Genomic DNA, 26,904 nt, shown 5'->3' with positions numbered 1-26,904 from the left:
CCCCGGCCCTCACCCCCGCAGCGCCTCCTCCACCCCCCGCGCCACGGACACCGCCTCTTGCGAGGGCAGCGGTCCCCCGTCACTCCCGGCCACGTAGAACGCGTCGACCGCGTTGGCGCCCAGCGTCGACACATGCGCCGAACGCACCCGCACCCCGGCCGTCTCAAGGGCCCGCCCGATGCGGTGCAACAGGCCCGGCGCGTCGTGCGCCCGCACCTCGATCACCGTCGCCCGGCGTGAGCCCGCCGAGGCCACCGTCACCCGGGCCGGCGGCGCCACCACGCCCCGCCTGCGCGGATACGCGGCGTCCCGCTCGGCGAGCCGCGCCGCGATGTCGAGCGAGCCGTCGAGGGCCCGTACGAGATCGGCGCGCAGCCGCGCGGCCTGCGGCAGTGAGCCGTACTCGGCGGCGACCCGCCAGTCGAGCAGCAGCGCGCCCCCCTCCACGCCGTCCGGTGGTGTCAGCGCCCGCAGTTCCGCCGTCCGTACGGTCAGCCGGTGCATCGCGAGCACCCCGGCGACGGCCGGAAGCACCCCGTCCTGCTCGGGCACCGCGATCAGCAACTCGACGCCGAGCGGCTCCGGTTCGCCGGCCCCACCGGTGTCCGTCGGCACCGCGTCCGTCTGCGCCCGCAGCGCGAGCACCGGCCCTCCCGTGCGCAGCGCCTCCACCGCGAGCCGCTCCTGCTCGGCCGTCGGCTCCGCGTCGGCGACGGTCTTCTCGGCGCCGGGATCGTCCCCCGCGAGCACCGCCGAGACCCGCTTGACCAGGTCGGCCACCAGCGAGCCGCGCCAGGACGACCAGGCGGCGGGGCCCGTGGCCAGCGCGTCCGCCTCGGTCAGCGCGTGCAGCAGTTCGAGCGTCCCTGCCGAGCCGACCGCGTCCGCGACGGACCGTACGGTCGCCGGGTCCTCCAGATCGCGCCGCGTGGCGGTCTCGACGAGCAGCAGATGGTGGCGGACGAGGGAGGCGAGCACGGCGACATCGGCCCGGTCGAAGCCGATCCGGGCGGCGACGTCCCGCGCGATGATCTCGCCGGCCACCGAGTGGTCACCCGGCCAGCCCTTGCCGATGTCGTGCAGCAGCGCCGCGACGAGCAGCAGGTCCGGGCGGTGCACGCGGCGCGTCAACTCGGAGGCACGCACGGCCGTTTCGACGAGATGCCGGTCGACGGTCCAGGTGTGCACGGCGTTGCGCTGCGGCCGGCACCGCACCCGCTCCCAGTCCGGGATCAGCCGCGTGATCAGCCCTTCCGCCTCCAATGCCTCCCACACCTCGACGGTCGGACGGCCCGCGCCGAGCAGTGTGACCAGCTGTTCGCGGGCCTCGGCGGGCCAGGGCGCGGGCAGCGGCCGGGCGGCGGCCGCGAGCCGGCGCACCGCGTGCAGCGACAGCGGAAGGCCCGCCTGGGCGGCAGCGGCGGCGGCCCGCAGCGGCAGCACCGGGTCCCGTTCGGGCTTGGCGGCGCGGGCGAGCACCACCTCCCCCTCCATCTCGACGACGCCCTCGGCGAGCGGCGACCGCTCGACCGGCGCCGCCTTCCCGCCGCCGAGCAGGGACCGCAAACGGGGCCTGGCGGACCGGGACTTGAGTACCCGGCCCACCTCGCGCCAGGTGACGTCACTGGCGTACGACACCGTGCGCGCGGCCTCGTACACCTGCCGCAGCAACGTATCGGCGTCCAACAGGCCCAGTTCCGCGGCGACTTGGTCCTGCTCCTGGAGCGCGAGCCGGTCGGTGGCGCGCCCGGTGGCCAGATGCAGGGCGTCGCGTACGTCGAGGAGCCGGCGGCGCGCGTCGGCGAGGCCCTCGCGGGGCGCGTCCGCGAGCCAGGAGGCGGCGACGGCGCGCAGCGCGGTGGCGTCCCGCAGCCCGCCCCGCGCCTCCTTCAGGTCGGGTTCGAGCAGGAACTGCAACTCGCCCTGGCGTTCGGCCCGTTCCTCGCACAGCTCCCGCAGTTCGGGCAGCCGCTTCAGCGCCTGGTTGCGCCAGTCCGCGAGCACGGCGGTGCGCAGGCCCGCCGTGAGCCCGAGGTCGCCCGCGAGGTGCCGGGCGTCGAGCAGGCCGAGCTGCACCTTGAGGTCGTCGCCCGCGGTCTTGCGCGCCTGCGCCGGTGTGCGCACGGAGTGGTCGAGGGCGAGACCGAGGTCCCACACCGGGTACCAGATGCGGTCGGCCAGCGCCGCGACCGCGTCGGCGTCCGCCGAGCCGTCGTGCAGCAGGAGCAGGTCGAGATCGCTGCGCGGGGAGAGCTCGCCGCGCCCGTAGCCGCCGACCGCGACGAGCGAGACGCCCGGCGCCCCGTCGCCGAACAGCCCGGTGAGCCAGTCGTCGGTCAGCTCCGCGAGGGCGGCACGGCGCGGCGGCCCGGACCGCGCCTCCCCCTGGAGAAGGCGCAGCCGGGCCGCCGCATAGCCGCCGGGGCCGGAATCCTCTGCTTCAGCACGTACGTCGTTCACGCTCGTCACCCGGCGACTCCCGCTTCCGTCCATCAATCCGTTACAGCGCGTCCGGGCCGCGTTCGCCGGTGCGCACCCGCACGGCCGTCTCGACGGGGACCGCCCAGACCTTGCCGTCGCCGATCTTGCCGGTCCGCGCGGCCTTCACCACGACATCGAGCAGTTCCTCGGCGTCGTCGTCCTCGACCAGGACCTCGATACGGATCTTGGGTACCAGGTCCACGGTGTACTCGGCGCCGCGGTAGACCTCGGTGTGTCCGCGCTGACGGCCGTATCCGCTGGCCTCGGTCACGGTCAGGCCCTGGACGCCGAAGGCCTGGAGGGCTTCCTTGATCTCGTCGAGCCGGTGCGGCTTGACGACGGCGGTGATCAGCTTCATGCGTCGACCTTCTTGTCCTGGGAAACCTGCGGGGTGGCCGGGGCGGGAGCCGCCTGGCGGGCGATGCTGCCGCCGCCCGCGCCGCTGTAGTCGTACGCGGTCTCGGCGTGCTCTGCCTGGTCGATGCCGGAGACCTCGTCGTCCTCGTCGACCCGCATGCCCATCGTCTTGTCGAGGGCGAAGGCGAGGACGGCGGAGACGATCAGCGAGTAGGCGAGGACGCCGCCGACGCCCGCGCACTGCTTCCAGAACTGGTCGAGGCCGCCGCCGTAGAACAGGCCCGCCGCGTCGGACTGGCCGCCGCCCGTGGCGAAGAAGCCGACGAGCAGGGAGCCGACGACGCCGCCGACCAGGTGGACGCCGACCACGTCGAGCGAGTCGTCGTAGCCGAACTTGTACTTGAGGCCCACGGCCATGGCGCAGAGCACACCGGCGATGGCGCCGATCGCGATGGCGCCGAGCGGCGAGCAGGAACCACCGGAAGGAGTGATGGCGACGAGGCCCGCGACCGCACCGGAGGCGGCGCCGAGCGAGGTGCACGCGCCGTGCCGGATCTTCTCGTAGGCCAGCCACGCCAGCATGGCGGCGGCGGTCGCGACCTGCGTGTTGATGAACATCAGGGCGCCGACGCCGTCGTCGTTGCCGAGCCACGAGCCGGCGTTGAAGCCGAACCAGCCGAACCACAGCAGACCGGCGCCGAGCATCGTCCACGGCAGCGAGTGCGGCCGCATCGGGTCCTTCTTGAAGCCGACGCGCTTGCCGATGACGAGGATCACGCCGAGCGCCGCGGCGCCCGCGTTGATGTGCACGGCCGTGCCGCCCGCGAAGTCGATCACGCCGAGCTCGAAGGCCCAGCCGCCGGTCCCCCAGACCCAGTGCGCGACCGGGAAGTACACGATCGTGGCCCACAGCGCGATGAACAGCGCCCAGGCGCTGAACTTCACGCGGTCCGCGAGCGCGCCGCTGATCAGCGCGGGCGTGAGCACGGCGAACATCAGCTGGAAGACGGCGAAGACATAGACCGGGATCGTGTAGCCGTCCCAGAGCTGGGTGAGGCCGATCCCGCTGAGCCCGACGAAGTCGCCGTCCCAGCCGAGGACCGAGCCCTTGTCGGTGCCGAACGCGACGGAGAAGCCGTACAGAACCCACAGGATCGTCACGATCCCGAGGCTGATGAAGCTCATCATCAGCATGTTCAGGGTGCTCTTGACGCGGACCATGCCTCCGTAGAAGAAGGCCAGGCCCGGTGTCATCAGCATCACCAGGGCGGAACAGATCAGCATGAAGCCTGTATTGGCGGGCGACAGTGTGGGTGCGTCTGCCGCCAGCGTGATGGCTGGAGCCATCGGCGTCTCCTCGTCATCGGGCCGGTTATGCGCCCTGACATTGGTGCAGCGCCGTTTCCGTTCGGGCCCCTTGATGTTTCGCCGCAGTGACGAAGAGCGTGCGGGTGTTACGGGTGAATGAAATGCCTGAAAACAGACCGGCCACGACCTCCGTCCGCGATGACCTGGCGTAGGGGAGCCGAGTCGGGCTGTTTCGGGACGGTGGCCGTGGCCGGGGTTCGTGGGGGTGCTCCCCCGCCGTCAGACCGCGGCTTCGGCGGTCTCCGGCAGATGGAGCGCGAGCTGTTCGGTGAGGTCGATGACCTCGGCGACGTCGCCGAAGTCCCGCGTCGCGTTGTCGACGGTCTTGCGGATCCGGGTGTTGACCCGCTCCGAGCGCACCTTCCTGGCGATCTCCAGGGCCTGCCCCGCGAGCACCGTGGACTGCTCGGGCTCCTTCTGCAACAGGTGCACCGTGGCCATGCCGATCAGGTTCAGCGCGTACGAACGCTGGTGCTCGGCGTCCTTCCCGAACAGCTCGACCGCGCGCTTCATGACGGGCTCGGCCATCGACGCGTACGTGGGGCTGCGACCGGCCACGTAGGCGAGATCCCGGTACGAGTGGCTGTTCTCGCCGTGCAGTTCGGCCTCGGAGAAGAAGCGGATCCAGTCGGGGTCCGGGTCGTCCCAGTCGTCGGCGTCGGTGAAGGTGTCCTCGGCCATCCGCACGGCGCGCTTGCACTTGCCGGGCTGCCCCATGTTCGCGTACGCGCGGGCCTCCATCGCATACAGCATGGCCTGGGTGCGGGGGCTGGCGCAGTCGCGGCTGCCGTACTGGGCGAGGTGGATGAGTTCGAGCGCGTCGTCGGGCCGGCCGAGGTGGATCATCTGCCGGCTCATGCTGGACAGCACGTACGAGCCGAGCGGCTTGTCGCCCGCTTCCTTCGAGGCGTGCAGGGCGAGCACAAAGTACTTCTGGGCGGTGGGCTGCAGGCCCACGTCGTAGCTCATCCAGCCGGCCAGCTCGGCCAGTTCGGCGGCGACCTTGAACAGGCGCCGCGTGGTCTCCTCGGGCTGCGGCTCCTGCAACAGGTCGGTCACCTCGTGCAACTGCCCGACGACGGCCTTGCGGCGCAGCCCGCCGCCGCACTGGGCGTCCCACTGGCGGAACATCACCGTGGTCGACTCCAGGAGGTCCAGCTCGGGCTTCGACAGCCGGTTCCCACGACGCTGCGTGGCCGACTCGGGCTCCGGCCGGGCCGAGGCCGCGCCGGGCGTCGGCACCAGCCAGCGCTGCATCGGTTCGATGAGCGAGGGGCCCGCGGCGAGCGCCAGCGAGCTGCCGAGGAAGCCGCGGCGCGCGAGCATCAGGTCGCTGCGCGAGAACTCTCCGATGAGCGCCACGGTCTGGGGGGCGGTCCAGGGCAGGTCGACGCCGGACACCGAGGGCGCCTGGTGCGCGGCGCGCAGACCGAGGTCCTCGACGGCGACGACGCAGCCGAAGCGCTCGGAGAACAGCTCACTGAGGATCCTGGGGATCGGCTCGCGCGGGTTCTCCCCGTCGAGCCATCGGCGCACGCGGGAGGTGTCCGTGGAGATGTGGTTCGCACCCAACTGCCGGGCCCGTCGGTTCACTTGGCGCGCCAGCTCGCCCTTGGACCAGCCACTGCGCACGAACCACGAACCGAGCAGCTCGTTGGGGCGCTTCTCGGCGTTCGTGACGCCACCGCCGCTGCCGCCCACTGGAACGCCCCCATTCCCTGAAGCCATCTAAGACGCTGTGTGCGAAGTCCCGTCGACCACTGTTCTCCACACTCTTGCCCGCAAGCCCTACCAGGATGCCGCCAAACCAGGCTTCCCGTCCGGCAGTTGTCACTCCTCGAACAGGAAACCGACTTGCCTCCGGCATACCCAAGGGTGCAGGCACCCTCAGAGCTCGTGCACTGAAAGTAATCCTACGATCACCCCTCCGGCGAGGGCGAACACGGAAACGCCACCATTCGCCACCCCTTCGAATGAACCCAGCGGCGGCCCCACACGATTCACTTGACATAGGACAGCCGGAAGTAGGCGGACCAGGGTGGACGGGGGCGCGCGACACCGGGCGCACCACCCCGAATGCGAATCGGCTCCGGTCCGACCGGAGCGGTGTGCGCATTGGGTAACGATCTGATTCCGTCACGTAACCACCGGCGCACGGGATGTGTTGGAGGGGGCATGGGCTTCACGATCGGCGGCATGCGCGAGATGCGCACCGGCTCACGTCGCCGCGGCCGCACGTCCGGCCGCGCTTCGGACTGCACCACGGTGGCCGAGTTCACCGGCCTCTGGGGCTGGGACGTGGTGCCCGGCGCCCGCGCCGCCGGCTCCGTGTGCTCCTGCGGAAAGGCGGACTGCCCGGCGCCCGGGGCGCATCCCCTGGATCCGGCAGCCGTGGTGAAGGCGGGGGCCACGCTCGACGAAGTCGCCGATTCCTGGGGCCGGTTCCCCGGCGCCGCGGTGCTGCTCCCGGTCGGCCGGGCCTTCGACGTGATCGACGTGCCGGAGCCGGCGGGCCGTCGTGCCCTGATCCGCCTGGAGCGCATGGGCCTGCCCCTCGGCCCGGTCGTCGCCACCCCCGAGGGCCGCGCCCACTTCTTCGTGGCACCGGGCGCCGCGGCCGAACTGCCCACGCTGCTCTACCGGATGGGCTGGGACGACGCGGCCCTCGACCTGCACGCGCTGGGCGCCGGCTCGTACGTCACGGCACCGCCCTCGGACCGCGGCGGCCGCGGCCCGACGACCTGGCTGCGCCCGCCGTCCCTGGACACGGCGACCCAGCCGCCGCAGGCACGACTGCTCCTGGGCACGCTGGCGTACGTGGCGCACCGGTCACCCTGCACCTGAGCCACCCCGCGCATGAGAGGGGCGGGGAACCAGGACCGGCCGGAGCCGGTCCGAGGTTCCCCGCCCCTCTCATGCGCGGAGACTCCCCGCTAATCCCCAATAAGCGCATCCACGAACGCCTCCGGCTCGAACGGCGCCAGGTCGTCCGGACCCTCGCCGAGACCGACGAGCTTGACCGGCACGCCCAGCTCGCGCTGCACGGCCACGACGATGCCGCCCTTGGCGGTGCCGTCCAGCTTGGTCAGCACGATGCCCGTGATGTCGACGACCTCGGCGAAGACACGGGCCTGGACCAGGCCGTTCTGCCCGGTCGTCGCGTCGAGGACGAGCAGCACCTCGTCGAGCGGCGCGTGCTTCTCCACGACCCGCTTGACCTTGCCGAGCTCGTCCATGAGACCGGTCTTGGTGTGCAGCCGCCCGGCGGTGTCGATGAGGACGACGTCGGCGCCCTCCTCGATGCCCTCCTTGACGGAGTCGAAGGCGATGGAGGCCGGGTCGCCGCCCTCGGGGCCGCGCACGGTGCGCGCACCGACCCGCTCGCCCCACGTCTGCAGCTGATCGGCGGCGGCGGCGCGGAAGGTGTCCGCGGCGCCTAGCAGCACGTTCTTGCCGTCGGCGACGAGCACGCGCGCGAGCTTGCCGGTGGTGGTGGTCTTTCCGGTGCCGTTGACGCCGACGACCATCACGATGCCGGGCGTCGTGCCCTCGGTGTTGAGGCTCTCCGTCTTCACGGTGCGGTCGAACTCGGGGACGAGCAGCTTGAGGAGCTCCTCGCGCAGCAGCGCGCGCAGCTCGTCCGGCGTGCGGGTGCCGAGCACCTTGACGCGCTCGCGGAGGTTCTCGACGAGTTCCTGGGTGGGCTGCACGCCGACGTCGGCGGTGAGCAGCGTGTCCTCGATCTCCTCCCACGTGTCCTCGTCGAGGTGCTCGCGGGACAGCAGGGTGAGCAGGCCCTTGCCGAGCGCGTTCTGCGACCGGGAAAGGCGGGCGCGCAGCCGCACGAGGCGGCCCGCGGTCGGCTCCGGAACCTCGACCTCGGGAGCGGCCGGCTCCTCGGCGGCCGGGGCCTCGGGTTCCTCCTCCACGGCCGGCTCGGCGGTGGGGAGATCGACCTCTTCGATCGTGCGCCGCGCTTCGTCGCGCGGCGTCTCGGCCTCTTCGCCGACGTGCGGCTCGGTGGGCGGGGCGGTGGTGATGTCGGGCGCCGACGGCGGGGGCGGGGGCAGCTGCTTCTTCTTGCGGCTGCCGATCACGAGCCCGCCGAGCGCGCCGATCACGACCACGGCGATGACTACAGCAAGGATGACGGTTTCCATAACCCGTCCAGTATCAGTCATGGGTCCGGCCGAAGCCTTGTTTGTGGCTTCCTCTAAAGGACAAAGGGCTCTGACGGGTCGGACTCGGACTAAAGTACGATGGCAGTCGTCGCATCAACGCGCGTAGAGTCCATCGCATTCACGACCCCACCCCCCACCGGCTCTCCGTCCCCCACGGCCGAGCCGAGCGAGAGGCACGGAACCCCACCGCATGAGCAAGACCGCCGAAGCCGAAGGCGCGCTGGAGACACGCGGCATCGAGCCCGTCCCCGACGCCGAGCGCACCGCCAAGACCCGCGAGCTCTTCCCGACCTGGGTCGCCGCCAACATCAGCGTGCTGCTGCTCACGATGGGCGCGAGCCTCGTCGTGAGTTACAAGCTGAACTTCTGGCAGGCCATCGTCGTCGCCATCGCGGCGCCCATCGTGTCGTACGGCCTGGTGGGCCTGATCGGCATCGCGGGCAAGCGGGGCGGTGCGCCCGGCATGGCGCTGTCCCGCGCGGTGTTCGGGCAGCGCGGCAATCTGCTGCCCGGTTCGCTGATCTGGGTCGCGCGCTGGGGCTGGGAGACGATCAACGCGGTGACCGGCGCGTACGCCGTGCTCACGGTCCTGGACATCCTGTTCGGCATCAAGCAGAACAACTCCCTGGTGATCCTCACCCTGCTGCTGTTCGTGTGCGTGACGTTCGCGATCTCGGGCCTCGGCATCAACGTCGTGCAGATGTGCAACAAGTACGCGACGTACCTCTTCGGCATCTTCTCGGTCCTGGTGCTGGTCTACCTGATCATCAACACCGACTGGTCCGAGGTCTTCGGGCAGCCCGCGGGCAAGACGTCCCTGATGGTCGCGGGCATCGGCATGATCGCCGCCGGTGGCGTCAGCTGGATCCCGTCCTCCCCCGACTTCACGCGCTACCTGCCGCGCACCGCCTCCGCCAAGGGCATCATCGGGAACTCGATCGGCGGCGCGGGCATCGTCGTGCTGCCGATGGTCCTGATGGGTTCCGTGATGGCGGTCTCCACCCCCGACCTGGCCTCCGCCCAGGACCCGGTCTCCTTCCTCGGCGAGATCCTGCCGATGTGGATCGCGGTGCCGTACCTGCTGATCGCCCTGGTCGGCATGCTGCTGATCAACGCCATGTCGATGTACTCGGCCGGCTTCACCGCGCAGACCCTCGGCTTCAAGGTGCCGCGACACTGGGCCGTCTCGATCAACGCGGTGATCTCGCTGGTCTTCGGCGCCATCCTGATGCTGGTGGCGACGAGCTTCATGAGCTCGTTCATCTCCTTCCTCTCACTGCTGGCCGTTGCCTTCTCCGCCTGGGTCGGCGTGTTCGGCGCGGACATGTTCAAGCGCAAGCACTACGACGGCGCGGCCCTGATCGACACGACCCGCACCAGCGCCTACTGGTACAAGGGCGGCTTCGCCCCCGCCGCGTGCGTCGCCTGGGCGGTCGGCCTGGTCGTCGGCCTGCTGTTCACGTCGTCGACCTGGTTCTCCGGGCCGCTCGCCACGAACAACTTCATCGGCGAGTACGGCCTCGGCTGGGTCGTCACGATCGTCGTCTCCGGTCTGCTGTACCTGGCGCCGCCCAAGCCGGCCGACACCACGAAGGCCCCGGGCGAGCCGGGCGAGCCCGAGGCTGCCGAAGCCATGGCTTCCTGACGCTCCGTCAGCTAGCGTCCCCCTCCACGAAACCGGCTCCACGCCTCGCGGAGGGGGACTTTTCCATGCCCGTGTCCGTCGTACGGTTCAACCTCGTCGACCCCGCCGGCACACCCGAAACGCTCGCCGCCCGCTACCAGGGGGCCGTCGAGATGGCCCGCTACGCGGACGAGCGGGGCATCGACACAGTGCAGACGGAGGAGCACCACGGCGTCGCCAACAACTGGCTGCCCTCGCCCTTCACCTTCGCGGGCGCGGTCCTCGGCGCCACGAAGCGCATCGCGGTCACCGTCTCCGCGATCATCGGCCCGCTGCACGACCCGCTCCGCCTCGCCGAGGACATCGCCGTACTGGACCTGGTCAGCGGCGGCCGCCTGGTGACGGTCTCCGGGATCGGCTACCGGCCCGAGGAGTACGCACAGTTCGACGTGGAGTGGAAGCGGCGCGGCAAGCTCCAGGACGAGCTGCTCGAAACGCTCCTCAAGGCCTGGACCGGCGAGGAGTTCACCTACCGCGGGCGCCGGGTCCGGGTCACCCCGCGCCCGTTCACCCAGCCGCACCCGCTGCTCCTGGTCGGCGGCTCCTCGCAGGCGGCCGCGCGCCGGGCGGCCCGGCTCGGCCTCCCGTTCTTCCCGAGCGCACATCTGCCGGAGCTGGAGACGTACTACAACGAGCGCCTTCAGGAGTACGGGACCGAGGGCTGGACCATGATGCCCGGGAAGGTCACCCCGCTCCTCCACCTGTCCGAGGACCCGGACCGCACCTGGGCCACGTACGGGAAGCACTTCCTGCACGAGGCTCGGACGTACGCGTCCTGGCAGTCCGGGGACATCAAGTCCGCGGTGAAGTCCGGCGCAGGGACCGTCGACGAGCTGCGCGCCGAGGGCGTCTACCGGATCCTCACGCCCGACGAGTGCGTGGCGCAGGGGCTCGACAACTACATCCTGCATCCGCTCTCCGGCGGCATGCCCCTGGACGAGGGCCGCCGCAGCCTCCAGCTGTACTGCGAAAACGTACTGCCCCGGCTGAAGGACCAGTCGTAGGTCCGTCGGCCGGGGCAGTGACGGCAGCGGGGAGATGGCAGCGGGGACTTGAATCCATCTCCCCGGGTTCTCGGGGAGGGGCCGGGGTCAGCCCATCTCCTCCAGCGCCTTGCCCTTCGTCTCCTTCACGAACTTGAGCACGAAGGGGATGGAGAGCGCGGCGAAGATCGTGTAGATCACGTAGGTCGCGGAGAGGTTCCAGTCGGACAACGACGGGAAGCTCGCGGTGATCGCCCAGTTGGCGATCCACTGGGCCGAGGCGGCCACACCGAGCGCGGCGGCGCGGATCTTGTTGGGGAACATCTCGCCGAGGAAGACCCAGACGACCACACCCCACGACAGAGCGAAGAAGAGGACGAAGAAGTGAGCCGCGACCAGGGCGACCCAGCCCTGCGTCGCCGGCAGCTTGCCGTCCACCAGGTCGTAGCTGAACGCCCAGGCCTCCAGGGCCAGACCGATCACCATGCCGACCGAACCGATCAGGGCCAGCGGCTTACGACCGATGCGGTCGACGAAGATCATCGCGATGACGGTACCGATGATGTTGATGATCGACGTCGTGAACGAGTAGAAGAACGAGTCCGTCGGGTCGACACCGACCGACTGCCACAGCGTCGAGGAGTAGTAGAACGCGACGTTGATGCCGACGAACTGCTGGAAGACCGAGAGGCCGATACCGATCCAGACGATCGGCTTGAAGAAGAAGCTGCCGCCGAGCAGGTCCTTGAAGGAGGACTTGTGCTCGCTGTGCATCGCGTGCTCGATCTCGGCGACACGGGCGTCGAGGTCGATCTCCTTGCCCTCGACCTCTTCGAGGACCTGCTTGGCGCGGTCGTGCCTGCCGACGGAGACCAGGAAGCGCGGCGACTCGGGGATCGCGAAGGAGAGCAGCCCGTAGATGACGGCCGGGATGACCATCACGCCGAGCATGACCTGCCAGACCTCGAGGCCCATCAGCGTGCCGCGCTGGTCGCCGCCCGCGGCCTGCAGCAGCGCGTAGTTGACCAGCTGCGAGATGGCGATGCCGATGACGATGGCGCCCTGCTGGAAGGAGCCGAGCCGGCCGCGGTACGCGGGCGGGGCGACCTCGGCGATGTACGCCGGGCCGATCACGGAGGCCATGCCGATGGCGAAGCCGCCGATGATCCGCCAGAAGGCGAGGTCCCAGATCGCGAAGGGCAGTGCCGAACCGACGGCACTGACGGTGAAGAGGACCGCCGCGATCTGCATGCAGCGGATGCGGCCGATGCGGTCGGCAATCCGGCCGGCGGTGGCGGCGCCGATGGCGCAGCCGATCAGGGCGATGGCGATGACCTGGGCGAGCGCGGCAGAGCCGATGTCGTACCGGTCGCGGATCGCCTCGACCGCGCCGTTGATCACGGAACTGTCGTAGCCGAAGAGGAAACCGCCCATCGCGGCCGCCGCCGCGATGAAGATGACATGGCTCAGATGCTCGGGCCTGGCCTCCCGGGCTCCGGACTTGGGTGCCGCACTACTGGTCACATGTACTCCTCGGGCCACCGGCCTCGCTGCCGGGGGTGGGGGCGAGCCCTTCAGATGCGATTCCAGTGGCGCACAACTTCACGCCGCCCACCACCTGAAGGTAAAAGCAACGTTGCAGAGACTATGCCTTCATGTTTTGAAGTCAATACTTCGGGTCCTGTGAATTTGAGGCACAGGCGTGTCGTCATGTGTTCAAGTCTTGAACACTGATAAGAGATGACCCGTCAGGGGATGTCAGGAACCCTGGCTCAGCCGCTGGCTGATGACCTTCGACACCCCGTCGCCCTGCATGGAGACGCCGTACAGCGCGTCGGCGACCTCCATCGTGCGCTTCTGGTGCGTGATCACGATGAGCTGGGAGGCCTCCTGCAGCTCCCGCATGATGCGGATGAGGCGTTGCAGGTTGGTGTCGTCGAGCGCCGCCTCCACCTCGTCCATCACATAGAACGGGCTGGGCCGCGCCTTGAAGATGGCGACCAGGAGGGCCACCGCGGTCAGGGACCGCTCGCCGCCCGAGAGCAGGCTGAGCCGCTTGACCTTCTTGCCCGGCGGGCGGGCCTCGACGTCGACACCCGTCGTGAGCATGTTCTCCGGATCGGTCAGGACGAGCCGTCCCTCGCCGCCGGGGAACAGCCGGCTGAAGACGCCCTCGAACTCGCGCGCGGTGTCCCGGTAGGCCTCGGTGAAGACCTGCTCGACCCGCTCGTCGACGTCCTTCACCACTTGAAGCAGGTCGGCGCGGGTCTTGCGCAGGTCCTCCAGCTGCTCACTGAGGAACTTGTGGCGCTCCTCCAGCGCCGCGAACTCCTCGAGAGCCAGCGGGTTGACCTTGCCGAGCTGTTGGTACGCGCGTTCCGCGGACTTCAGCCGCTTCTCCTGCTCCGAACGGACGAAGGGGCGCGGCTTGTTGCGCGGGTGCTCGGGGTCCTCCGGCAGCTCCTCGCCCTCGGCGGGGAGCGAGGGCGGCACGAGCTGGTCGGGACCGTAGTCCGCGACGAGTCCGGCCGGTTCGACACCGAGTTCCTCCAGCGCCTTGCTCTCCAGCTGCTCGATCCGCAGCCGCTTCTCGGCGCCGAGTACCTCGCCCTTGTGGACCGAATCCGTGAGTTTGTCGAGTTCTTCCTTGAGCTCGCGGCCACGGGCCCGCTCGGCGCCGAGCTCCTGCTCCCGCGCCGCCTTCGCCCGCTCGGCCAGCGTCCGCTCCTCGTCGGCCCGGGTGATGGACACCTCGACGTGCGCGAGCAGCTGCCGGGTCCCGGAGGCGACGGCCTCGGCGACGGCTGCCTCGTACTGACGGCGGGCGCGCTGCCGCTCGGCACGCGCGCGTGCGTCGCGCTCGGCGCGGGCGGCCCGGTCGAGCGATTCGGCGCGCCCCGCGAGGCCCTTGACGCGCTCCTCGTGGGTACGCACCTGGAGGCGCGCCTCCATCTCCGTCTGCCGCGCGTTGGCCCCGTCGGCGGAGAGGCGGTCGCGCACGGAGGTGTCGGGCTCCTCATCCCCTCCTTCCCCATGGGGGGATTGCTCCTCGGCCACGGCCAGCCGCTCGGCCAGTTCCTCCGCGTCCTGTACGGCCTTGTCCAGCGCGTCCTGCGCCTTCGCCGCGGCGGCGGCGCTGCGCTCGGCCTCGCCCGCGGCGCCGCGCGCCTGCCCGGCGAGCCGGCCGAGCTGCTGGGCCCGGCCCGAGCGCTCCCGCTCCATCGCCCGCTGCTGCTGCGCCAACTCCTCGACGAGCGCGGCGCACTCGGCGCGCCGCTCGGTCGCGGCATGCTGCGCCTCGGCCCACTGCTCGCACCGGGCCGCCAGCTCCTCCAGCTCGGCGGCGGCCTCGTCGACGGACGCCTGCACCTCCAGGAGGCTGGGCGCGCCCGCGGACCCGCCCTGCGCGAAGTGCGCCCCGAGCAGATCGCCTTCGGCGGTCACCGCGGTCAGCTCGGGCCGCGCGTACACCAGGTCCTCGGCGTCCTCGAGCGTCCCTACGACGACGATGTCACGCAGCAGCCGACCGACGGCGGGCAGCAACTCGGCGGGGCCGCGGACGAGTTCGGCGGCGTGTGGCGGGCCTGAGGTGGGCCGGGGTGCGCCCTGAGCCGCGGGGGCCTGATGGGCCGGGTCCGAGGTCAGCAGCAGCGCCGCCCGCCCCGCGTCCTGCTTGCGCAGCAGGCGAATCGCTTCGGCGGCCGCGGTGGGCGTGGTCACCGCGATGGCGTCGGCCGCCGCGCCGAAGGCCGCCGCGATCGGCACCTCGTAGCCCGGCGTCACGGACAGGAGTTCGGCGGCGGGGCCGAGGAGCCCCGTCAGGCGCTCCTTCGCGTCGAGCAGCGCGCCCGAACCGTCCTTGCGCCGCAGTCCGAGCGCGAGCGCCTCGTGCCGGGCCGCGAGCGCCGCGCGCCCCCGCTCCCCGGACGTGGCGGCCTCCCGCGCCGCGCTCAGCGCGGCCTCCGCCTCGGCGAGCGCGGCCCTGGCCGCCTCGTGCCGCGCGGACAGCTCCTCGTCCCCGGCGTCGAGCCCGTCGACCTCGGCCCGCAGCTGCTCGTACTCCTCCTGCGCGGCGGCCGCCCGCTGCTGCGCCTCGTCGCGCGAGGCGGCGAGCCGGTCGATCTCGGACTGCGCGGAAGCCGCCCGCGAACGCGCGGCGTTGACCTGTCCCTGAAGGCGGGCGAGCCCCTCGCGCCGGTCGGCGATGGCCCGCGCGACGTCCTTGAGGCGACGTTCCTCGACCGCCAGTTCCCGCTCGAGGTCGGCCCGGTGGGCGACCGTCTCGTCCAGGGCGATCTGCGCCGCCTCAAGGGCCGCTTCGAGCTCGGCCTCCTGCTCGCGCACCCGCGCGGCCTCGCGCTCCAGGTCCTCGGGGTCACGCCCGCGACGCTCCTCCGCGGGCGTGGACGTGGCGCTCTTGACCCGCGCGTCGGCCAGCGACACCGTGCCGCGCACCCGCTCGGCGAGCTGCGACAGCTCGTACCAGGACTGGTGTGCCCGCTGCAGTCGCGGCGTCAGTTGCCGGACCGCGTCCTCCAGATGTCCCTCGCGCAGCAGCGCCTTCTTCAGCTCGTCCTCGGCGCTCGCCTTGCGGCGCTTCAGCTCCGCCTCGTCGGCGACCTCGGCGCTGAGCGCTCCCCGCAGGCGTACGAGATCGTCCGCGAGCAGCCGCAGCCGCGCGTCGCGCAGGTCGGCCTGGATGACGGCGGCCCGACGCGCGACGGCGGCCTGTCTGCCCAGCGGCTTCAGCTGCCGCCTCAGCTCTTCGGTCAGATCCTGTACGCGCGAGAGGTTGGCCTGCATCGCGTCGAGCTTCCGCAGCGCCTTCTCCTTGCGCTTGCGGTGCTTGAGGACGCCCGCGGCCTCTTCGATGAAGGCCCTGCGGCCCATGGGGTCGGCGTGCAGTACGCCGTCGAGCTGGCCCTGGCCGACGATGACGTGCATCTCGCGGCCGATGCCGGAGTCCGACAACAGCTCCTGGATGTCGAGGAGTCGACAGGTGTCGCCGTTGATCTGATACTCGCTGCCGCCGTTGCGGAACATGATCCGCGTGATGGTGACCTCGGCGTACTCGATGGGCAGCGCGCCGTCGGAGTTGTCGATGGTGAGCGAGACCTCGGCGCGGCCGAGCGGCGGACGGCCCGTGGTGCCGGCGAAGATGACGTCCTCCATCTTGCCGCCGCGCAGCGACTTGGCGCCCTGCTCGCCCATGACCCAACTGAGCGCGTCCACGACATTGGACTTGCCGGAACCGTTGGGGCCCACGACGCAGGTGATGCCCGGCTCGAACCGCAGAGTGGTGGCCGAGGCGAACGATTTGAACCCGCGCAGGGTCAGGGCCTTGAGGTGCACGCCGTCGGACTCTACCGGGCGCCCCTGTCTCACTCCATGAACCCACGGTTTCACCCGTGAACGTGCAGGGCACATCAGACGTAAAGAACGTCAGGAAAACGGTGCGCGGGGGCGCCTGAAGGCACGGCCGGGAAGAAAGAAGGGACGCCGAAGCGTCCCTTGGGCAACTCTGTCGAGCGGCTGGTTACGGACGGCTGCCCGACCACCTACGTCGCTGGGGTGGTCAGGTGAGCGCAGGCTCCGCCTGGGGTACGTCGATACCCTCGATGAGAGAGTCGTGAGAAGCGGCAGCCGCCAGCTCGTCGTTCTCGGCCTGGATGCGGCCGAGCTCGGATTCAAGATCCTGGACGCGCTGCTGGAGCCGTCGCATCTCGGCGAGAAGTCGCGGGTCGCTGCCGCCGACGTAACCGAGAAGCGCCTTTGCCATGATGGATGGTCCTCCACAATGAGTGACCGACCGAAGCGGTGTGGGTCGTGAGGGAATCGCACCCGCGGTGCTTGGCACTTCTTGTATTGCTGCCGTTCTCACATGCCAAACAGCTAAGGTGCGCGGGGACTTCCAGAGTCTCACCAAAAAGTTTGACGGTCAACACGATCACGCCCCGTATTGGCGGGCAAACCGGGGGCTTCGCGCCGCAGAACCTGCGGTACGGCCTCACGTTCGGGGCCCGGGGGCGTAGAGATCATCCGTTCCCGCGGAGCTTGCCACGCGGTCCCCGTTCTTGGCAACCACCAGGGCGTTTCTGCCGCACGCAGGTGACATCTGCACCTCCGGGACCGCCCCACCCACCCCCGCCTGCGGTGACGACTCAGCGGATGGCAAACCCCTCGTAGCCACCACGGGGCGTGTCCCAGATCTCAGTCACACCGTCGACCCGGCCGGGTGTGTCGTCGCCATGGAGCCAGTCGAGCAGTTGCTGACATCCGCCGCGCGTCCCCTCGGCGACCACCTGGACACGCCCGTCGTCCAGATTGAGAGCAAAACCACTCAGGCCGCCGATCTCCAGCGCGCGGGCACGGGTGAACCACCGGAAACCCACACGTTGGACACGTCCTCGCACCCAGGCGGTGAGTCGTACTTCTTCGTTCATGGGTGCACGCTAACCGGCCAAAAGCACTCGGAGCACTTCGTCCACTGGGGAGTTGGGGTAGCGTCCCCGACCATCGAACCTCACTCGTACGGGTGAGGAGCACGCACCACAGTGACGACCACGGGGACCAGAGGCCCAGGAAGGCAAGGACATGGGACGCCACCGACGCTCCGCCGCCGGCCGCCCGCACGCGAGCGACTTCGCGCAGGGCTACGCGGAGTACCCGCCGCCCCTCTCGCCTCCCGCCCCGCCCGGCGCCTCCCACCACCGCAAGAAGCGCGACGGCGTCCCGCTGCGCACCGGTCTGCTCGGTGCCTCGGCCGCGGTCGCGATGGGCGCGGTCGCGGTGACCACGGGACTGATACCCGGGGGCGGCGCCTTCAAGTTCGGTGGCGGCGACGGCAGCAGGGTGCAGGCCGCCGACTCCCCCGACGTCACGGCGCAGGGCAGCACGGGCGGTGCGGTCGACGACCGGGCGCCGTCCGCGGCGAGCCGCGACACGGAACGCGCCACGCCGTCCGCGACGCCGTCACGGTCCGCTTCGAGCGCCGCGCCCCGCACCTCCCAGCCGTCGAAGCGCACACAGCCGTCCCGTACCACCGACGACGGCAGCGGCGGTGGTACGAAGACGAGGAGCGCGAACCCGTCGACCTCCGCCCCGTCCTCGCCGGCGCGGAGCAAGGCGCCCTCCGGTGCTGGCGGCGGATCGGCGACGTCGTCGGAGAAGGCGGCCTCTGCCCAGGTCCTCACCCTCGTCAACCAGGAGCGTTCCAAGGTGGGTTGCTCCCCGGTGACGGCGGACAGCGGCCTCGCCTCGCTCGCCACGGCGTTCAGCGACGACATGGCCTCGCGGGACTTCTTCGACCACACGGACCCGGACGGGGCGACCCCCTGGGACCGCGCCAAGGAAGCGGGCGTCACGGACCTCGGCGGCGAGAACATCGCCCGCGGCCAGGCCAACGCCCAGTCGGTCATGGACTCCTGGATGAACAGCCCCGGCCACAAGGCGAACATCCTGAACTGCGACTTCAAGACCTTGGGCGTCGGCGTGCACTTCGGCTCGGGCGGCCCGTGGTGGACGCAGGACTTCGGTTACTAGGACGACCTGCGCGGATCTACGCGGCGCGAGGCGGACGCTGGCAGCGCGGACAGTAGTAGCTGGACCGGTTCATCCAGGGACGGCGACGCATGGGCGTCCCGCACCGCCGGCACGGCAGCCCCTCACGCCCGTAGGCGTCGAGCGACCGGTCGAAGTAGCCGGACTCCCCGTTCACATTCACGTACAGGGCGTCGAAGCTCGTCCCGCCGACACTCAGCGCCGCGTTCATCACGTCCCTTACGTGGCCCAGGAGTTCGGCCGTGCGGGGGCGGGTGAACGTCGCCGTGGGGCGCTCGTAGTGCAGCCTCGCGCGCCACAGGGCCTCGTCCGCGTAGATGTTGCCGACGCCGCTGATGAGGGACTGGTCGAGCAGGGCCCGCTTGATGGTGCTGCGCTTCGCGCGCAGCGCGGTGTGGAACGCGGCGTCGTCGAAGAACGGGTCGAGCGGGTCGCGGGCGATGTGCGCGATGACGTCCGGGAGACCGTTGTCGTCGGTGTCGTGCAGGGAAAGCCCGCCGAAGGTGCGCTGGTCGACGAACCGCAGCTCGGTCGCCAGCTCGTCGTCGAAGCGGACGCGGATGCGCAGGTGCTTCTCGTCGGGGGCGTCGTGCGGCTGCACCAGGAGCTGGCCGCTCATGCCGAGGTGGGCGAGGACGGAGGTGTGCGTGCCCTCAAGGGGCAGCCACAGGTACTTGCCGCGGCGGCTCGGCCCGCCGATCGTCTGCCCCTTGAGCCGCGACGCGAAGTCCTCGCCGCCCGCGATGTGCCGGCGCACGGAGCGCGGGTGCAGCACCTCGGCCTCGGCGACGGTCCGCCGCGCCACCCACCGCTCCAGACCGCGCCGGACGACCTCCACTTCGGGCAACTCTGGCACGGGGTCCTCCGGACGGGAGCGGGTGGGTGTGATCCGGGGAGCGTATCGCGCACGCGGCCTGCGCCGCGGTGCGCCCTCGGGGCTCCGCCCCGTGGGCGGGGGAAATGCGAAGCCCGCCCTCACCGGGTGGGCCGATGGGGGCGGGCTCAGGAAGCGGAGCGGTTACGCTCCGGAAGCCGTATCGACCTCCGCAGCCTCCGCCCTCTCGTCCGCGGCAGCGCGAATCGCACGCCACGCGGACTCAGCGGCCTGCTGCTCCGCTTCCTTCTTGCTGCGGCCGGTGCCGGTGCCGTACGAGACGCCTCCGACGCGGGCGGCAGCAGTGAAGGTCTTCTCGTGATCCGGGCCGGTCTCGGAGACCAGGTACTCGGGCACGCCGAGTCCCTCCGTCGCCGTCAGCTCCTGGAGACTGGTCTTCCAGTCCAGGCCGGCACCGAGATTCGAGGACTTCTCGATGAGCGGGTCGAACAGCCGGTGGACGAGTTCGCCCGCCGCGTCCAGACCCTGGTCCAGGTAGACCGCACCGATCACCGCTTCAAGGGTGTCGGCGAGGATCGACGCCTTGTCCCGGCCGCCCGTGCCCTCTTCGCCCCGGCCGAGCCGGATGAAGGAGCCCAGGTCGAGCCCGCGGCTGACCTCCGCAAGTGCACGCGAGTTGACCACCGCGGCCCGCAGCTTGGCCAGTTGGCCTTCCGGCAGGTCGGGGTGGGTGCGGTAGAGAGTGTCGGTGACCACGAGGCCGAGGACCGAGTCGCCCAGGAACTCCAGGCGCTCGTTCGTCGGCAGGCCGCCGTTCTCGTACGCGTACGAACGGTGTGTCAGCGCACGCACCAGAAGGGCGGACTCGAGCTTGTACCCGAGCCGCCCTTCCAGAAGCGTATGGGACGAGGCTGTGGTGTCCACCTTTTTCTTGGCGTCATCCGCCTTCTTGGGGCTCGACACTGTGCCTCTCACCAGCCGCTCAGACCTCGAGGACCTGGCGCTTGTTGTAGGTGCCGCAAGCGGGGCACGCGATGTGCTGCTGCTTGGGCTCCTGGCAACGCTCACACGAAACCAGGGTGGGGACCGCAGCCTTCCACTGCGACCGGCGGTGGCGCGTGTTGCTGCGCGACATCTTCCGCTTCGGAACAGCCACGGCTACTTCTCCTGCTTCTCGTCGACGCCCGCTTCCGCTTCGGCGCCGCTCATCTCGTCCTTCTCGCCGTCCTGGATGGATTCAGCGAGTCCCTGCAATGCCGCCCAACGGATGTCGACGGCGTCGTGGTGGTGGCCCGGTTCGTCCGAGAGCCGCACTCCGCATTCGGAGCACAGACCCTCGCAGTCCTCCTGGCACACCGGCTGCATCGGCAGTGCGAGCACCACCGCATCACGCAGCACCGGCTCGAGGTCGAACAGGCCGTCCTCGAGAAAGAGCCTGTCCTCGTCGTCCTCGGCGTCGTCGCCGGCGTCGTCCTTGGGACGGCCCCGGTCGTCGGCGTCAGGGTACGAGAACATCTCCTGGAAGTCCGCGTCGACCTCTTGGACGACGGGCTCCAGACACCTTACGCACTCCCCCTTCGCCGATGCACGGGCGGTGCCTGTGACAAGCACACCTTCCATCACCGACTCCAGACGGAGCTCGAGCTCCACCGGGGCGCCTTCCGGCACCTCGATGACCCCCAGGAGACCGAACTCCTTGGGAGCGTCGATCGTGCGGGACAGCCGCTGCATGGCACCAGGACGCCGACCCAGCTCGTGCGTATCGAACACGAACGGGTTGCGGTGGTCGAGGTGGGTGTTCAGGGCTGGTCCTGCTTTCGTTCTTCGAAGCTCATGTGGGGGTTGCCGCCGCGAATTCCGGGCAGCTCGGAACGCACGTGCTACGCGCGACCGAAGAACCAGGGTACTGGACCTTTCGCTCACGGCCCAATCTGCCCCCGGGGCCCGGTACGGGCCCGGCTCAGCGCCCCTGCTCGTACTGCCGCATCTGCTCCAGGCTGATCATGCTCGTGTCGAAGAGACTCGTCTCGTCGAGCGCGCCGTCCTGGGGCTGGGAATGCTGCTGGGGGTCCTGCTGGTACGCGTACGGATCCTGCTGCTGGTGCTGCTGGTACGCGTACGGGTCCTGCTGGTAGGCCGCCGCGTACGGGTCCTGCTGGTACGTGCCGTAGGCGTCGGGCCGGCCGTAGGGCTGCTGGTAGGCGCCGTACGGGTCCTGGCCCTGCTGTGCGTACGCGGGCGCGGGCTCGGGGGCCTGGGCCGGGATCTGGGGGACCTGCGGGGGCTGCGGCATCTGCTGGGGCTGCTGGGGCTGCACCGCGGCCGGCTGCTGGGCCTGGGCGCCGCCGATCTCGGCGAGGCCCGCCAGGTAGTCGGCGTCGCTGGTGTGCGGCTGTCCCTCGCCGTCCACGGTCAGCGTGCCGAGGTCGTCGCTGGCGATGCGGCCGTGCAGCTTCTGGCGGCCCTTGCCGACGGCATCCAGGGTCTTGGCGAGCACCGCCTCGAAGGCGCCGAGCTTGGTGTCCACGTACGCGTCGGCGTCGCGGCGCAGCGTCTCCGGGTCGTGGCTGCGCTCGGGGGCGTCCTCGTCCTCGTAGCCCGCCTCGTCGACGCCGGGGCCGGTGCCGAGCAGCTTCTCGCGGCCGCGGCCGACCGAGCCGAGCGTCTTGTTGAGGACGACCTCGAAGTTGGCCAGCTTGGAGTCGACGTAGTCGTCGGCCTCCGCGCGGACCTCCTCGGCCTCCTGGCGGGCCTCGGCGAGGATCCGGTCGGCCTCGGCCTGGGCGCGGCGGGCGATCTCCGTGTCGGCGATCAGGGTGCCGCGCTCGGCGTGGGCGCCCTCGATGATCCGCTCGGCCTCGGCGTGGGCCTGCTCGACCATCTGCTCGCGGCCGCCGATGAGCTCCTGGGCCTGGGCGAGGGAGCCGGGCAGCGCCTGGCGCACCTCTTCGAGCATCGCCAGCAGGTCGGCGCGGTTGACCACGCACGAGGCCGACATGGGCATCGAGCGCGCGCCGCCGACCGTGCCGACGATGTCGTCGAGCTTCTTCTGCACGTCCACCGTGTGCTCGCCACTCTCTCGTCTAGACGCCGGTTTGGCTGGGGTGTTGGAGACGGACGAGACGACTGTAAGCCCAACGCGCGCGTGCGTGTCACTTCTTGGGAAGGCGCTCCACCAAAGCCTGGTTGACCAGCTCCGGAACCAGGTGCGAGACGTCGCCGCCCCAGGCCGCGACCTCCTTGACCAGGGAGGACGACAGGAAGCTGTACGTCGGGTTGGTGGGGACGAAGAGGGTCTCCACGCCGGACAGGCCGTTGTTCATCTGGGCCATCTGCAGCTCGTAGTCGAAGTCGCTGACGGCGCGCAGGCCCTTCACGATGGCCGGGATGTCGCGCTGCTTGCAGAAGTCGACGAGGAGGCCGTGGAAGGCCTCCACCTCCACGTTGCCGAACTCGGCCGTGACCTCGCGGATCAGTTCGATCCGCTCATCGACCTCGAACAGTCCCTTCTTGGACTGGTTGATCATCACCGCGACGTGCACGACGTCGTAGAGCTTGGAGGCTCGGGCGATGATGTCGAGGTGGCCGTTGGTGATGGGGTCGAACGACCCCGGACAGACTGCGCGGCGCACGGGAAGTCCCTCGCTCTCCGGTCCGGTCATCGTGCGTCGTCGCACGTGAGGGTGGTGTTCAAGGCGGCGCGACCGTACCAAAACGTGCCCTCGCCGTAGCGACGGGACCTCAGGCCCTCGAAGCCGTCCGGCCACCGGAATTCGCCGCCTCTGGTGCTGCGTTCCACGGTGACGAGCGCTTCGTCCGCGAGCCAGCCCCCGGTGCGGAGTGTGAGCAGTATCTCGCGAAGATCGTCGTCGGAGACGGCGTACGGCGGGTCGAGAAAGACCAGGTCGTAGGGGTTGGTTGGGGCCGGGCCCGCGATGATTTGCGCCGCTTTTCCGGTACGTGCCTCGGCGCCGGGGAGGCCGAGGGTGCGGATGTTCTCGCGGATCGTGCGGGCGGCGCGGGCGTCCGCCTCGACGAGCAGCGCGTGGGCGGCGCCGCGGGAGAGCGCCTCCAGGGCGACGGCGCCGGAGCCGGCGTACAGGTCGGCGACGCGGGTGCCGTCGAGGGTGCCGCCGAGCAGTGCCTGCCAGGTGGAGAAGAGGCCCTCGCGTGCCCGGTCGGAGGTGGGTCGGGTGCCGTTGCCTGGCGGCACGGCGAGGCGGCGTCCGCCGGCGGTGCCGCCGATCACGCGGGTCATCGCGCTGGTACGTCCTTGTCCTTGGGCGGGTTTCGGTGCGGCACCAGTTTGTCAGCCGCGCCCCGGGGGCCGCCTGTCGGCACCCGCCTTCCCCACGCCTCGGGGCTCCGTCCCGGACCCCGCTCCTCGATCGCCGGAGGGGCTTGAAGGATCGGGGCCGCGACGCCGGTCAGCCCTTGTCGAGGTACTGCTCCCGTTCCTCGTCCAGGAGCGCGTCCAACGCGATGCGCAGGGCCGGCAGGTGGTCGAGCTCGGGATCGGCCGTGACCACCTTCATGGCCTCCTCCCGCGCCGCCGCGATGATCTCCTCGTCCTCGATCACGGCGAGCATCCGCAGGGAGGAGCGCACCCCGGACTGGGCCTGGCCGAGGACGTCACCCTCGCGGCGCTGTTCCAGGTCGATCCGGGACAGCTCGAAGCCGTCGAGCGTCGAGGCGACGGCTCCGAGGCGGGTGCGCGCGGGCGCGGCCTCCGGCATCTCGGTGACCAGGAGGCACAGGCCCGCCGCCGAGCCACGTCCCACGCGACCACGCAGCTGGTGGAGCTGCGAGACGCCGAACCGGTCGGCGTCCATGATCACCATCGCCGTCGCGTTCGGCACGTTCACACCGACCTCGATGACCGTCGTCGCCACCAGGACGTCCGTCTCCCCCGCGGCGAAGCGGCGCATCACGGCGTCCTTGTCGTCGGGCTGCATGCGGCCGTGCAGGACTTCCACCTTGAGGCCCTGGAGCGGACCGCGCGCCAGCTCCTCCGCCACGTCGAGCACCGCCAGCGGCGGCCGCTTCTCCGCCTCGTCCTCGGCGGACTGCTTCTTGGCTGCGCCCTTCTTGGGCTTCTCGTCCTCGTCGTCGCCGATGCGGGGGCAGACGACGTACGCCTGATGCCCGTTGCCCACCTCCTCCCGTACGCGCTCCCACGCGCGCGCCAGGAAGTGCGGCTTGTCGGCGGCCGGTACGACATGGCTGGCGATCGGCGAGCGGCCGGCCGGGAGCTGGTCGAGGACGGACGTCTCCAGGTCGCCGAAGACCGTCATGGCGACCGTGCGCGGAATCGGCGTCGCCGTCATCACGAGGAGGTGCGGCGGCTGCTTGCCCTTGGAGCGCAGGGCGTCGCGCTGTTCCACGCCGAAGCGGTGCTGCTCGTCCACGACGACCAGGCCCAGGTCGTCGAAGAGCACCTTGTCCTCGATCAGCGCGTGCGTGCCGATGACGATGCCCGCCTCGGCCGTCGCCAGGTCGAGCAGGGCCTGGCGGCGCGCTGCCGTGCCCATGGAGCCGGTGAGCAGGACGACCTTGGTGGCGTGCTCGGACCCGCCCAGCATCCCGCCCTCCGCCAGCTCGCCCATCATCTCGGTGATGGAGCGGTGGTGCTGCTGGGCGAGGACCTCGGTGGGCGCGAGCATCGCGGCCTGTCCGCCCGCGTCGACGACGGCGAGCATGGCGCGCAGCGCCACCATCGTCTTGCCCGAACCGACCTCTCCTTGGAGCAGCCGGTGCATCGGGTGCTCGGTGGCCAGGTCGTCGAAGATCTCCTTGGAGACCTTCTGCTGGCCGTCGGTGAGCGTGAAGGGCAGCTTCGCGTCGAAGGCGGTCAGCAGGCCGTCCGGCTTGGGTACGCGCGCGACCGCCGTCAGCTGTGTCTCCGCGAAGCGGCGCCGGGCGAGGGCCACTTGGAGGACGAACGCCTCGTCCCACTTGAGACGGTCGCGGGCGTCGGCGATGTCGTCCTTCGTCTGCGGCCGGTGGATCTTGAGGAGCGCCTCGGGCAGCGGGACGAGGCCGCGGCCCTCGCGCAGCGACTCGGGCAGCGGGTCCTCGGCCTCCCGCGCGCTGGGCAGCACCAGATCGACGGCCTTGGCGATCTTCCAGGACTCCAGCTTGGCCGTGGCCGGGTAGATCGGCAGCAGGGCCCCGGCCCACGAGCCGACGGCTTCGGCGGCCTCGTCGGAGGAATCGGCGTTCAGCAACTGGTAGGCGGGGTGCGCCAGTTGCATCTTCCGGTTGAAGACCGACGCCTTGCCCGCGAACATCGCGCGCGTGCCGGGCAGCAGGTCCTTGTGCGGCTTGTGGATGCCGCGGCCGAAGAAGACGAGCTGGAGCTGGCCGCTGCCGTCGGTGATGGTGACTTCGAGGCGCTGGCCCCTGCCGCCGTTGAACTTCAGGATGCGGGCGGTCGCGACCTGCGCGACGACCGTCACGTGCTCGTCCAGCGGCAGGTCCGCGAGGCGGGTGAGCTCGCCCCGCTCCGCGTATCTGCGCGGGTAGTGGTGGATCAGGTCACCGACCGTGTGCAGGCCGAGATGCTCGGCCATCACCTTCGCGGTGGCGGGGCCGAGCACCTTCTTCAGTGGTTCTTCGAGCGCGGGCACGAGATCCATTGCACACCACGCCACTGACAATCCCCCACCTCCGCCCCCTGGACCGCCGGAAAGAGCATGTACTTGTATGGGCCCATGACGCTCACCGGCTATCTGATCATCGCGGGCGTCCTGACCCTTTCCGCCTGCCTGCAGGCCTCCATCGGCTTCGGCATGGCGATGCTCGCGGCACCGGTGGTCGCCGTGGTCGACCCCTCCCTGGTACCGGGAACGCTGATCATCCAGGCGGGCCTGCTGACCCTCTTCGTGACGGTGGCCGAGCGGCGGCACATCGATCTGCGGGGCACCGGCTGGGCGCTGGTCGGCCGGGTGCCCGGCACGGTCGCGGGGGCACTGCTCGTGGCGGCGCTGCCGCCGCGCGGTCTCGCCCTGATGCTGTCCGGCGTGGTGCTCCTGGGCGTCGTACTGACCTGCTTCGGCTGGACGCCCAGGCCGCACCGGCCGACCCTGGTCCTCGCCGGGTCCGCCTCGGGCCTCCTCGGCACCGCGACGTCCATCGGCGGGCCGCCGATGGCCCTGGTCTGGCAGGGCAAGGACGCCCCGGTACTGCGCGGCACCATGAGCGGTTTCTTCCTCATCGGCTCGGTGCTGTCCGTCGTGACGCTCGCGCCCACCGGCGCCATGGGCCCGCACACGCTCCTGACGTCCCTCCTGCTGGCCCCCGCACCGGCCCTCGGCTACGTACTGTCGCGCTACGTCAACCGTTTCTTGGACGCGCGGCGGTTGCGCTGGGCCGCGATCGGGGTGTCCACGCTGGGCGCCGTCCTGCTGATCGGCGCCCAACTGGCGTGAGGCCGAAGCCCGTTGCCGGTTCGGT

At 70.7% G+C, this 26,904-nt stretch carries 22 protein-coding genes; 5 read left to right on the top strand and 17 right to left on the bottom strand.

What is annotated here, in order from left to right:
- Nucleotides 1-9: 9 nt before the first annotated feature.
- The 4 genes from ACIA8D_RS03375 to ACIA8D_RS03360 all read right to left on the bottom strand — a co-directional run bounded on the left by ACIA8D_RS03375 (nucleotide 10) and on the right by ACIA8D_RS03360 (nucleotide 5,907).
- Complete coding sequence (locus tag ACIA8D_RS03375; protein ID WP_399228258.1) at nucleotides 10-2,493, bottom strand: [protein-PII] uridylyltransferase; 2,484 nt, start codon at nucleotides 2,491-2,493, stop codon at nucleotides 10-12.
- Nucleotides 2,494-2,500: 7 nt separating this feature from the next.
- Nucleotides 2,501-2,839 (bottom strand): P-II family nitrogen regulator, encoded by a 339-nt coding sequence (locus tag ACIA8D_RS03370; protein WP_326015327.1) that lies wholly within the window; start codon nucleotides 2,837-2,839, stop codon nucleotides 2,501-2,503.
- Nucleotides 2,836-4,185, bottom strand: coding sequence for an ammonium transporter (locus ACIA8D_RS03365; RefSeq protein ID WP_399228256.1), 1,350 nt, complete (start codon nucleotides 4,183-4,185; stop codon nucleotides 2,836-2,838). The genes ACIA8D_RS03370 and ACIA8D_RS03365 overlap by 4 nt, the downstream gene beginning before the upstream one ends.
- Nucleotides 4,186-4,425: 240 nt before the next feature.
- Complete coding sequence (locus ACIA8D_RS03360; RefSeq protein ID WP_399228254.1) at nucleotides 4,426-5,907, bottom strand: hypothetical protein; 1,482 nt, start codon at nucleotides 5,905-5,907, stop codon at nucleotides 4,426-4,428.
- A 474-nt stretch (nucleotides 5,908-6,381) separates the two neighbouring features.
- Between ACIA8D_RS03360 and ACIA8D_RS03355 the strand changes: the two genes are divergently transcribed.
- Nucleotides 6,382-7,050: a bifunctional DNA primase/polymerase gene (locus ACIA8D_RS03355; protein WP_399228253.1), complete on the top strand. Its 669-nt coding sequence runs from the start codon at nucleotides 6,382-6,384 to the stop codon at nucleotides 7,048-7,050.
- An 89-nt stretch (nucleotides 7,051-7,139) separates the two neighbouring features.
- Here ACIA8D_RS03355 and ftsY read toward each other — a convergent pair whose 3' ends face one another.
- Nucleotides 7,140-8,366: a signal recognition particle-docking protein FtsY gene (gene ftsY / locus ACIA8D_RS03350; protein WP_399228251.1), complete on the bottom strand. Its 1,227-nt coding sequence runs from the start codon at nucleotides 8,364-8,366 to the stop codon at nucleotides 7,140-7,142.
- A gap of 211 nt (nucleotides 8,367-8,577) precedes the next feature.
- Here ftsY and ACIA8D_RS03345 point away from each other — a divergent pair, with 211 nt between their 5' ends.
- On the top strand, nucleotides 8,578-10,032 hold the full coding sequence (locus ACIA8D_RS03345; protein WP_399228249.1) for a cytosine permease: 1,455 nt from the start codon (nucleotides 8,578-8,580) through the stop codon (nucleotides 10,030-10,032).
- A 65-nt stretch (nucleotides 10,033-10,097) separates the two neighbouring features.
- Nucleotides 10,098-11,075, top strand: a complete 978-nt coding sequence (locus tag ACIA8D_RS03340) for an LLM class flavin-dependent oxidoreductase (protein WP_399228247.1) — start codon at nucleotides 10,098-10,100, stop codon at nucleotides 11,073-11,075.
- An 87-nt stretch (nucleotides 11,076-11,162) separates the two neighbouring features.
- On the opposite strand, the gene ACIA8D_RS03335 is transcribed toward ACIA8D_RS03340, so the two are convergent.
- The 4 genes from ACIA8D_RS03335 to ACIA8D_RS03320 form a co-directional block, all read right to left on the bottom strand.
- Entirely contained in the window at nucleotides 11,163-12,578 is a 1,416-nt protein-coding gene (locus ACIA8D_RS03335; protein WP_399228245.1) for a sugar porter family MFS transporter, read from the bottom strand.
- A 234-nt stretch (nucleotides 12,579-12,812) separates the two neighbouring features.
- Nucleotides 12,813-16,406: a chromosome segregation protein SMC gene (gene smc, locus ACIA8D_RS03330; RefSeq protein WP_399228243.1), complete on the bottom strand. Its 3,594-nt coding sequence runs from the start codon at nucleotides 16,404-16,406 to the stop codon at nucleotides 12,813-12,815.
- Nucleotides 16,407-16,629: 223 nt separating this feature from the next.
- The gene (locus ACIA8D_RS03325; protein ID WP_266714564.1) at nucleotides 16,630-16,833 is read right to left on the bottom strand and encodes a hypothetical protein; all 204 of its coding nucleotides are present in this window, start codon (nucleotides 16,831-16,833) and stop codon (nucleotides 16,630-16,632) included.
- A 382-nt stretch (nucleotides 16,834-17,215) separates the two neighbouring features.
- Nucleotides 17,216-17,497 carry an acylphosphatase gene (locus ACIA8D_RS03320; protein WP_399228241.1) on the bottom strand — a complete coding sequence of 94 codons (282 nt, stop codon included), beginning with the start codon at nucleotides 17,495-17,497 and terminating at the stop codon, nucleotides 17,216-17,218.
- A 151-nt stretch (nucleotides 17,498-17,648) separates the two neighbouring features.
- Here ACIA8D_RS03320 and ACIA8D_RS03315 point away from each other — a divergent pair, with 151 nt between their 5' ends.
- Nucleotides 17,649-18,596, top strand: a complete 948-nt coding sequence (locus ACIA8D_RS03315) for a CAP domain-containing protein (RefSeq protein ID WP_399228239.1) — start codon at nucleotides 17,649-17,651, stop codon at nucleotides 18,594-18,596.
- A 16-nt stretch (nucleotides 18,597-18,612) separates the two neighbouring features.
- Here the strand turns inward: ACIA8D_RS03315 and mutM are convergent, their stop codons facing one another.
- The 8 genes from mutM to recG all read right to left on the bottom strand — a co-directional run bounded on the left by mutM (nucleotide 18,613) and on the right by recG (nucleotide 26,087).
- On the bottom strand, nucleotides 18,613-19,470 hold the full coding sequence (gene mutM / locus ACIA8D_RS03310) for a bifunctional DNA-formamidopyrimidine glycosylase/DNA-(apurinic or apyrimidinic site) lyase (RefSeq protein ID WP_399228237.1): 858 nt from the start codon (nucleotides 19,468-19,470) through the stop codon (nucleotides 18,613-18,615).
- Nucleotides 19,471-19,632: 162 nt separating this feature from the next.
- Nucleotides 19,633-20,424, bottom strand: a complete 792-nt coding sequence (gene rnc / locus ACIA8D_RS03305) for a ribonuclease III (RefSeq protein ID WP_399228235.1) — start codon at nucleotides 20,422-20,424, stop codon at nucleotides 19,633-19,635.
- 7 nt (nucleotides 20,425-20,431) lie between these two features.
- Nucleotides 20,432-20,605 (bottom strand): 50S ribosomal protein L32, encoded by a 174-nt coding sequence (rpmF, locus tag ACIA8D_RS03300; protein WP_381837144.1) that lies wholly within the window; start codon nucleotides 20,603-20,605, stop codon nucleotides 20,432-20,434.
- A 2-nt stretch (nucleotides 20,606-20,607) separates the two neighbouring features.
- On the bottom strand, nucleotides 20,608-21,252 hold the full coding sequence (locus tag ACIA8D_RS03295) for a YceD family protein (RefSeq protein ID WP_399228531.1): 645 nt from the start codon (nucleotides 21,250-21,252) through the stop codon (nucleotides 20,608-20,610).
- Between the two features lie 157 nt (nucleotides 21,253-21,409).
- Entirely contained in the window at nucleotides 21,410-22,510 is a 1,101-nt protein-coding gene (locus tag ACIA8D_RS03290; RefSeq protein WP_399228233.1) for a cell division initiation protein, read from the bottom strand.
- Nucleotides 22,511-22,601: 91 nt separating this feature from the next.
- Complete coding sequence (coaD, locus tag ACIA8D_RS03285; RefSeq protein WP_399228231.1) at nucleotides 22,602-23,081, bottom strand: pantetheine-phosphate adenylyltransferase; 480 nt, start codon at nucleotides 23,079-23,081, stop codon at nucleotides 22,602-22,604.
- 26 nt (nucleotides 23,082-23,107) lie between these two features.
- The gene (rsmD, locus tag ACIA8D_RS03280; protein ID WP_399228229.1) at nucleotides 23,108-23,707 is read right to left on the bottom strand and encodes a 16S rRNA (guanine(966)-N(2))-methyltransferase RsmD; all 600 of its coding nucleotides are present in this window, start codon (nucleotides 23,705-23,707) and stop codon (nucleotides 23,108-23,110) included.
- A 169-nt stretch (nucleotides 23,708-23,876) separates the two neighbouring features.
- Nucleotides 23,877-26,087 (bottom strand): ATP-dependent DNA helicase RecG, encoded by a 2,211-nt coding sequence (gene recG / locus ACIA8D_RS03275; protein ID WP_399228227.1) that lies wholly within the window; start codon nucleotides 26,085-26,087, stop codon nucleotides 23,877-23,879.
- A gap of 75 nt (nucleotides 26,088-26,162) precedes the next feature.
- Between recG and ACIA8D_RS03270 the strand changes: the two genes are divergently transcribed.
- Nucleotides 26,163-26,879 (top strand): sulfite exporter TauE/SafE family protein, encoded by a 717-nt coding sequence (locus ACIA8D_RS03270; protein WP_399228225.1) that lies wholly within the window; start codon nucleotides 26,163-26,165, stop codon nucleotides 26,877-26,879.
- Nucleotides 26,880-26,904 lie beyond the last annotated feature (25 nt).

This window comes from Streptomyces sp. NPDC051684, from assembly GCF_044453445.1.
Taxonomy (GTDB): Bacteria; Actinomycetota; Actinomycetes; order Streptomycetales; family Streptomycetaceae; genus Streptomyces.
Note: the sequence above shows the minus strand (reverse complement) of the source record. Positions and strands in the feature narration are given on the sequence as shown.

What these genes read in the sequence shown, in the direction of transcription:
- ACIA8D_RS03375 (WP_399228258.1), bottom strand. Translation starts at nt 2,493, where the DNA reads ATGGACGGAAGCGGGAGTCGCCGGGTGACGAGCGTGAACGACGTACGT.
- ACIA8D_RS03370 (WP_326015327.1), bottom strand. Translation starts at nt 2,839, where the DNA reads ATGAAGCTGATCACCGCCGTCGTCAAGCCGCACCGGCTCGACGAGATC.
- ACIA8D_RS03365 (WP_399228256.1), bottom strand. Translation starts at nt 4,185, where the DNA reads ATGGCTCCAGCCATCACGCTGGCGGCAGACGCACCCACACTGTCGCCC.
- ACIA8D_RS03355 (WP_399228253.1), top strand. Translation starts at nt 6,382, where the DNA reads ATGGGCTTCACGATCGGCGGCATGCGCGAGATGCGCACCGGCTCACGT.
- ftsY (WP_399228251.1), bottom strand. Translation starts at nt 8,366, where the DNA reads ATGGAAACCGTCATCCTTGCTGTAGTCATCGCCGTGGTCGTGATCGGC.
- ACIA8D_RS03345 (WP_399228249.1), top strand. Translation starts at nt 8,578, where the DNA reads ATGAGCAAGACCGCCGAAGCCGAAGGCGCGCTGGAGACACGCGGCATC.
- ACIA8D_RS03340 (WP_399228247.1), top strand. Translation starts at nt 10,098, where the DNA reads ATGCCCGTGTCCGTCGTACGGTTCAACCTCGTCGACCCCGCCGGCACA.
- ACIA8D_RS03325 (WP_266714564.1), bottom strand. Translation starts at nt 16,833, where the DNA reads ATGGCAAAGGCGCTTCTCGGTTACGTCGGCGGCAGCGACCCGCGACTT.
- ACIA8D_RS03320 (WP_399228241.1), bottom strand. Translation starts at nt 17,497, where the DNA reads ATGAACGAAGAAGTACGACTCACCGCCTGGGTGCGAGGACGTGTCCAA.
- ACIA8D_RS03315 (WP_399228239.1), top strand. Translation starts at nt 17,649, where the DNA reads ATGGGACGCCACCGACGCTCCGCCGCCGGCCGCCCGCACGCGAGCGAC.
- rsmD (WP_399228229.1), bottom strand. Translation starts at nt 23,707, where the DNA reads ATGACCCGCGTGATCGGCGGCACCGCCGGCGGACGCCGCCTCGCCGTG.
- recG (WP_399228227.1), bottom strand. Translation starts at nt 26,087, where the DNA reads ATGGATCTCGTGCCCGCGCTCGAAGAACCACTGAAGAAGGTGCTCGGC.
- ACIA8D_RS03270 (WP_399228225.1), top strand. Translation starts at nt 26,163, where the DNA reads ATGACGCTCACCGGCTATCTGATCATCGCGGGCGTCCTGACCCTTTCC.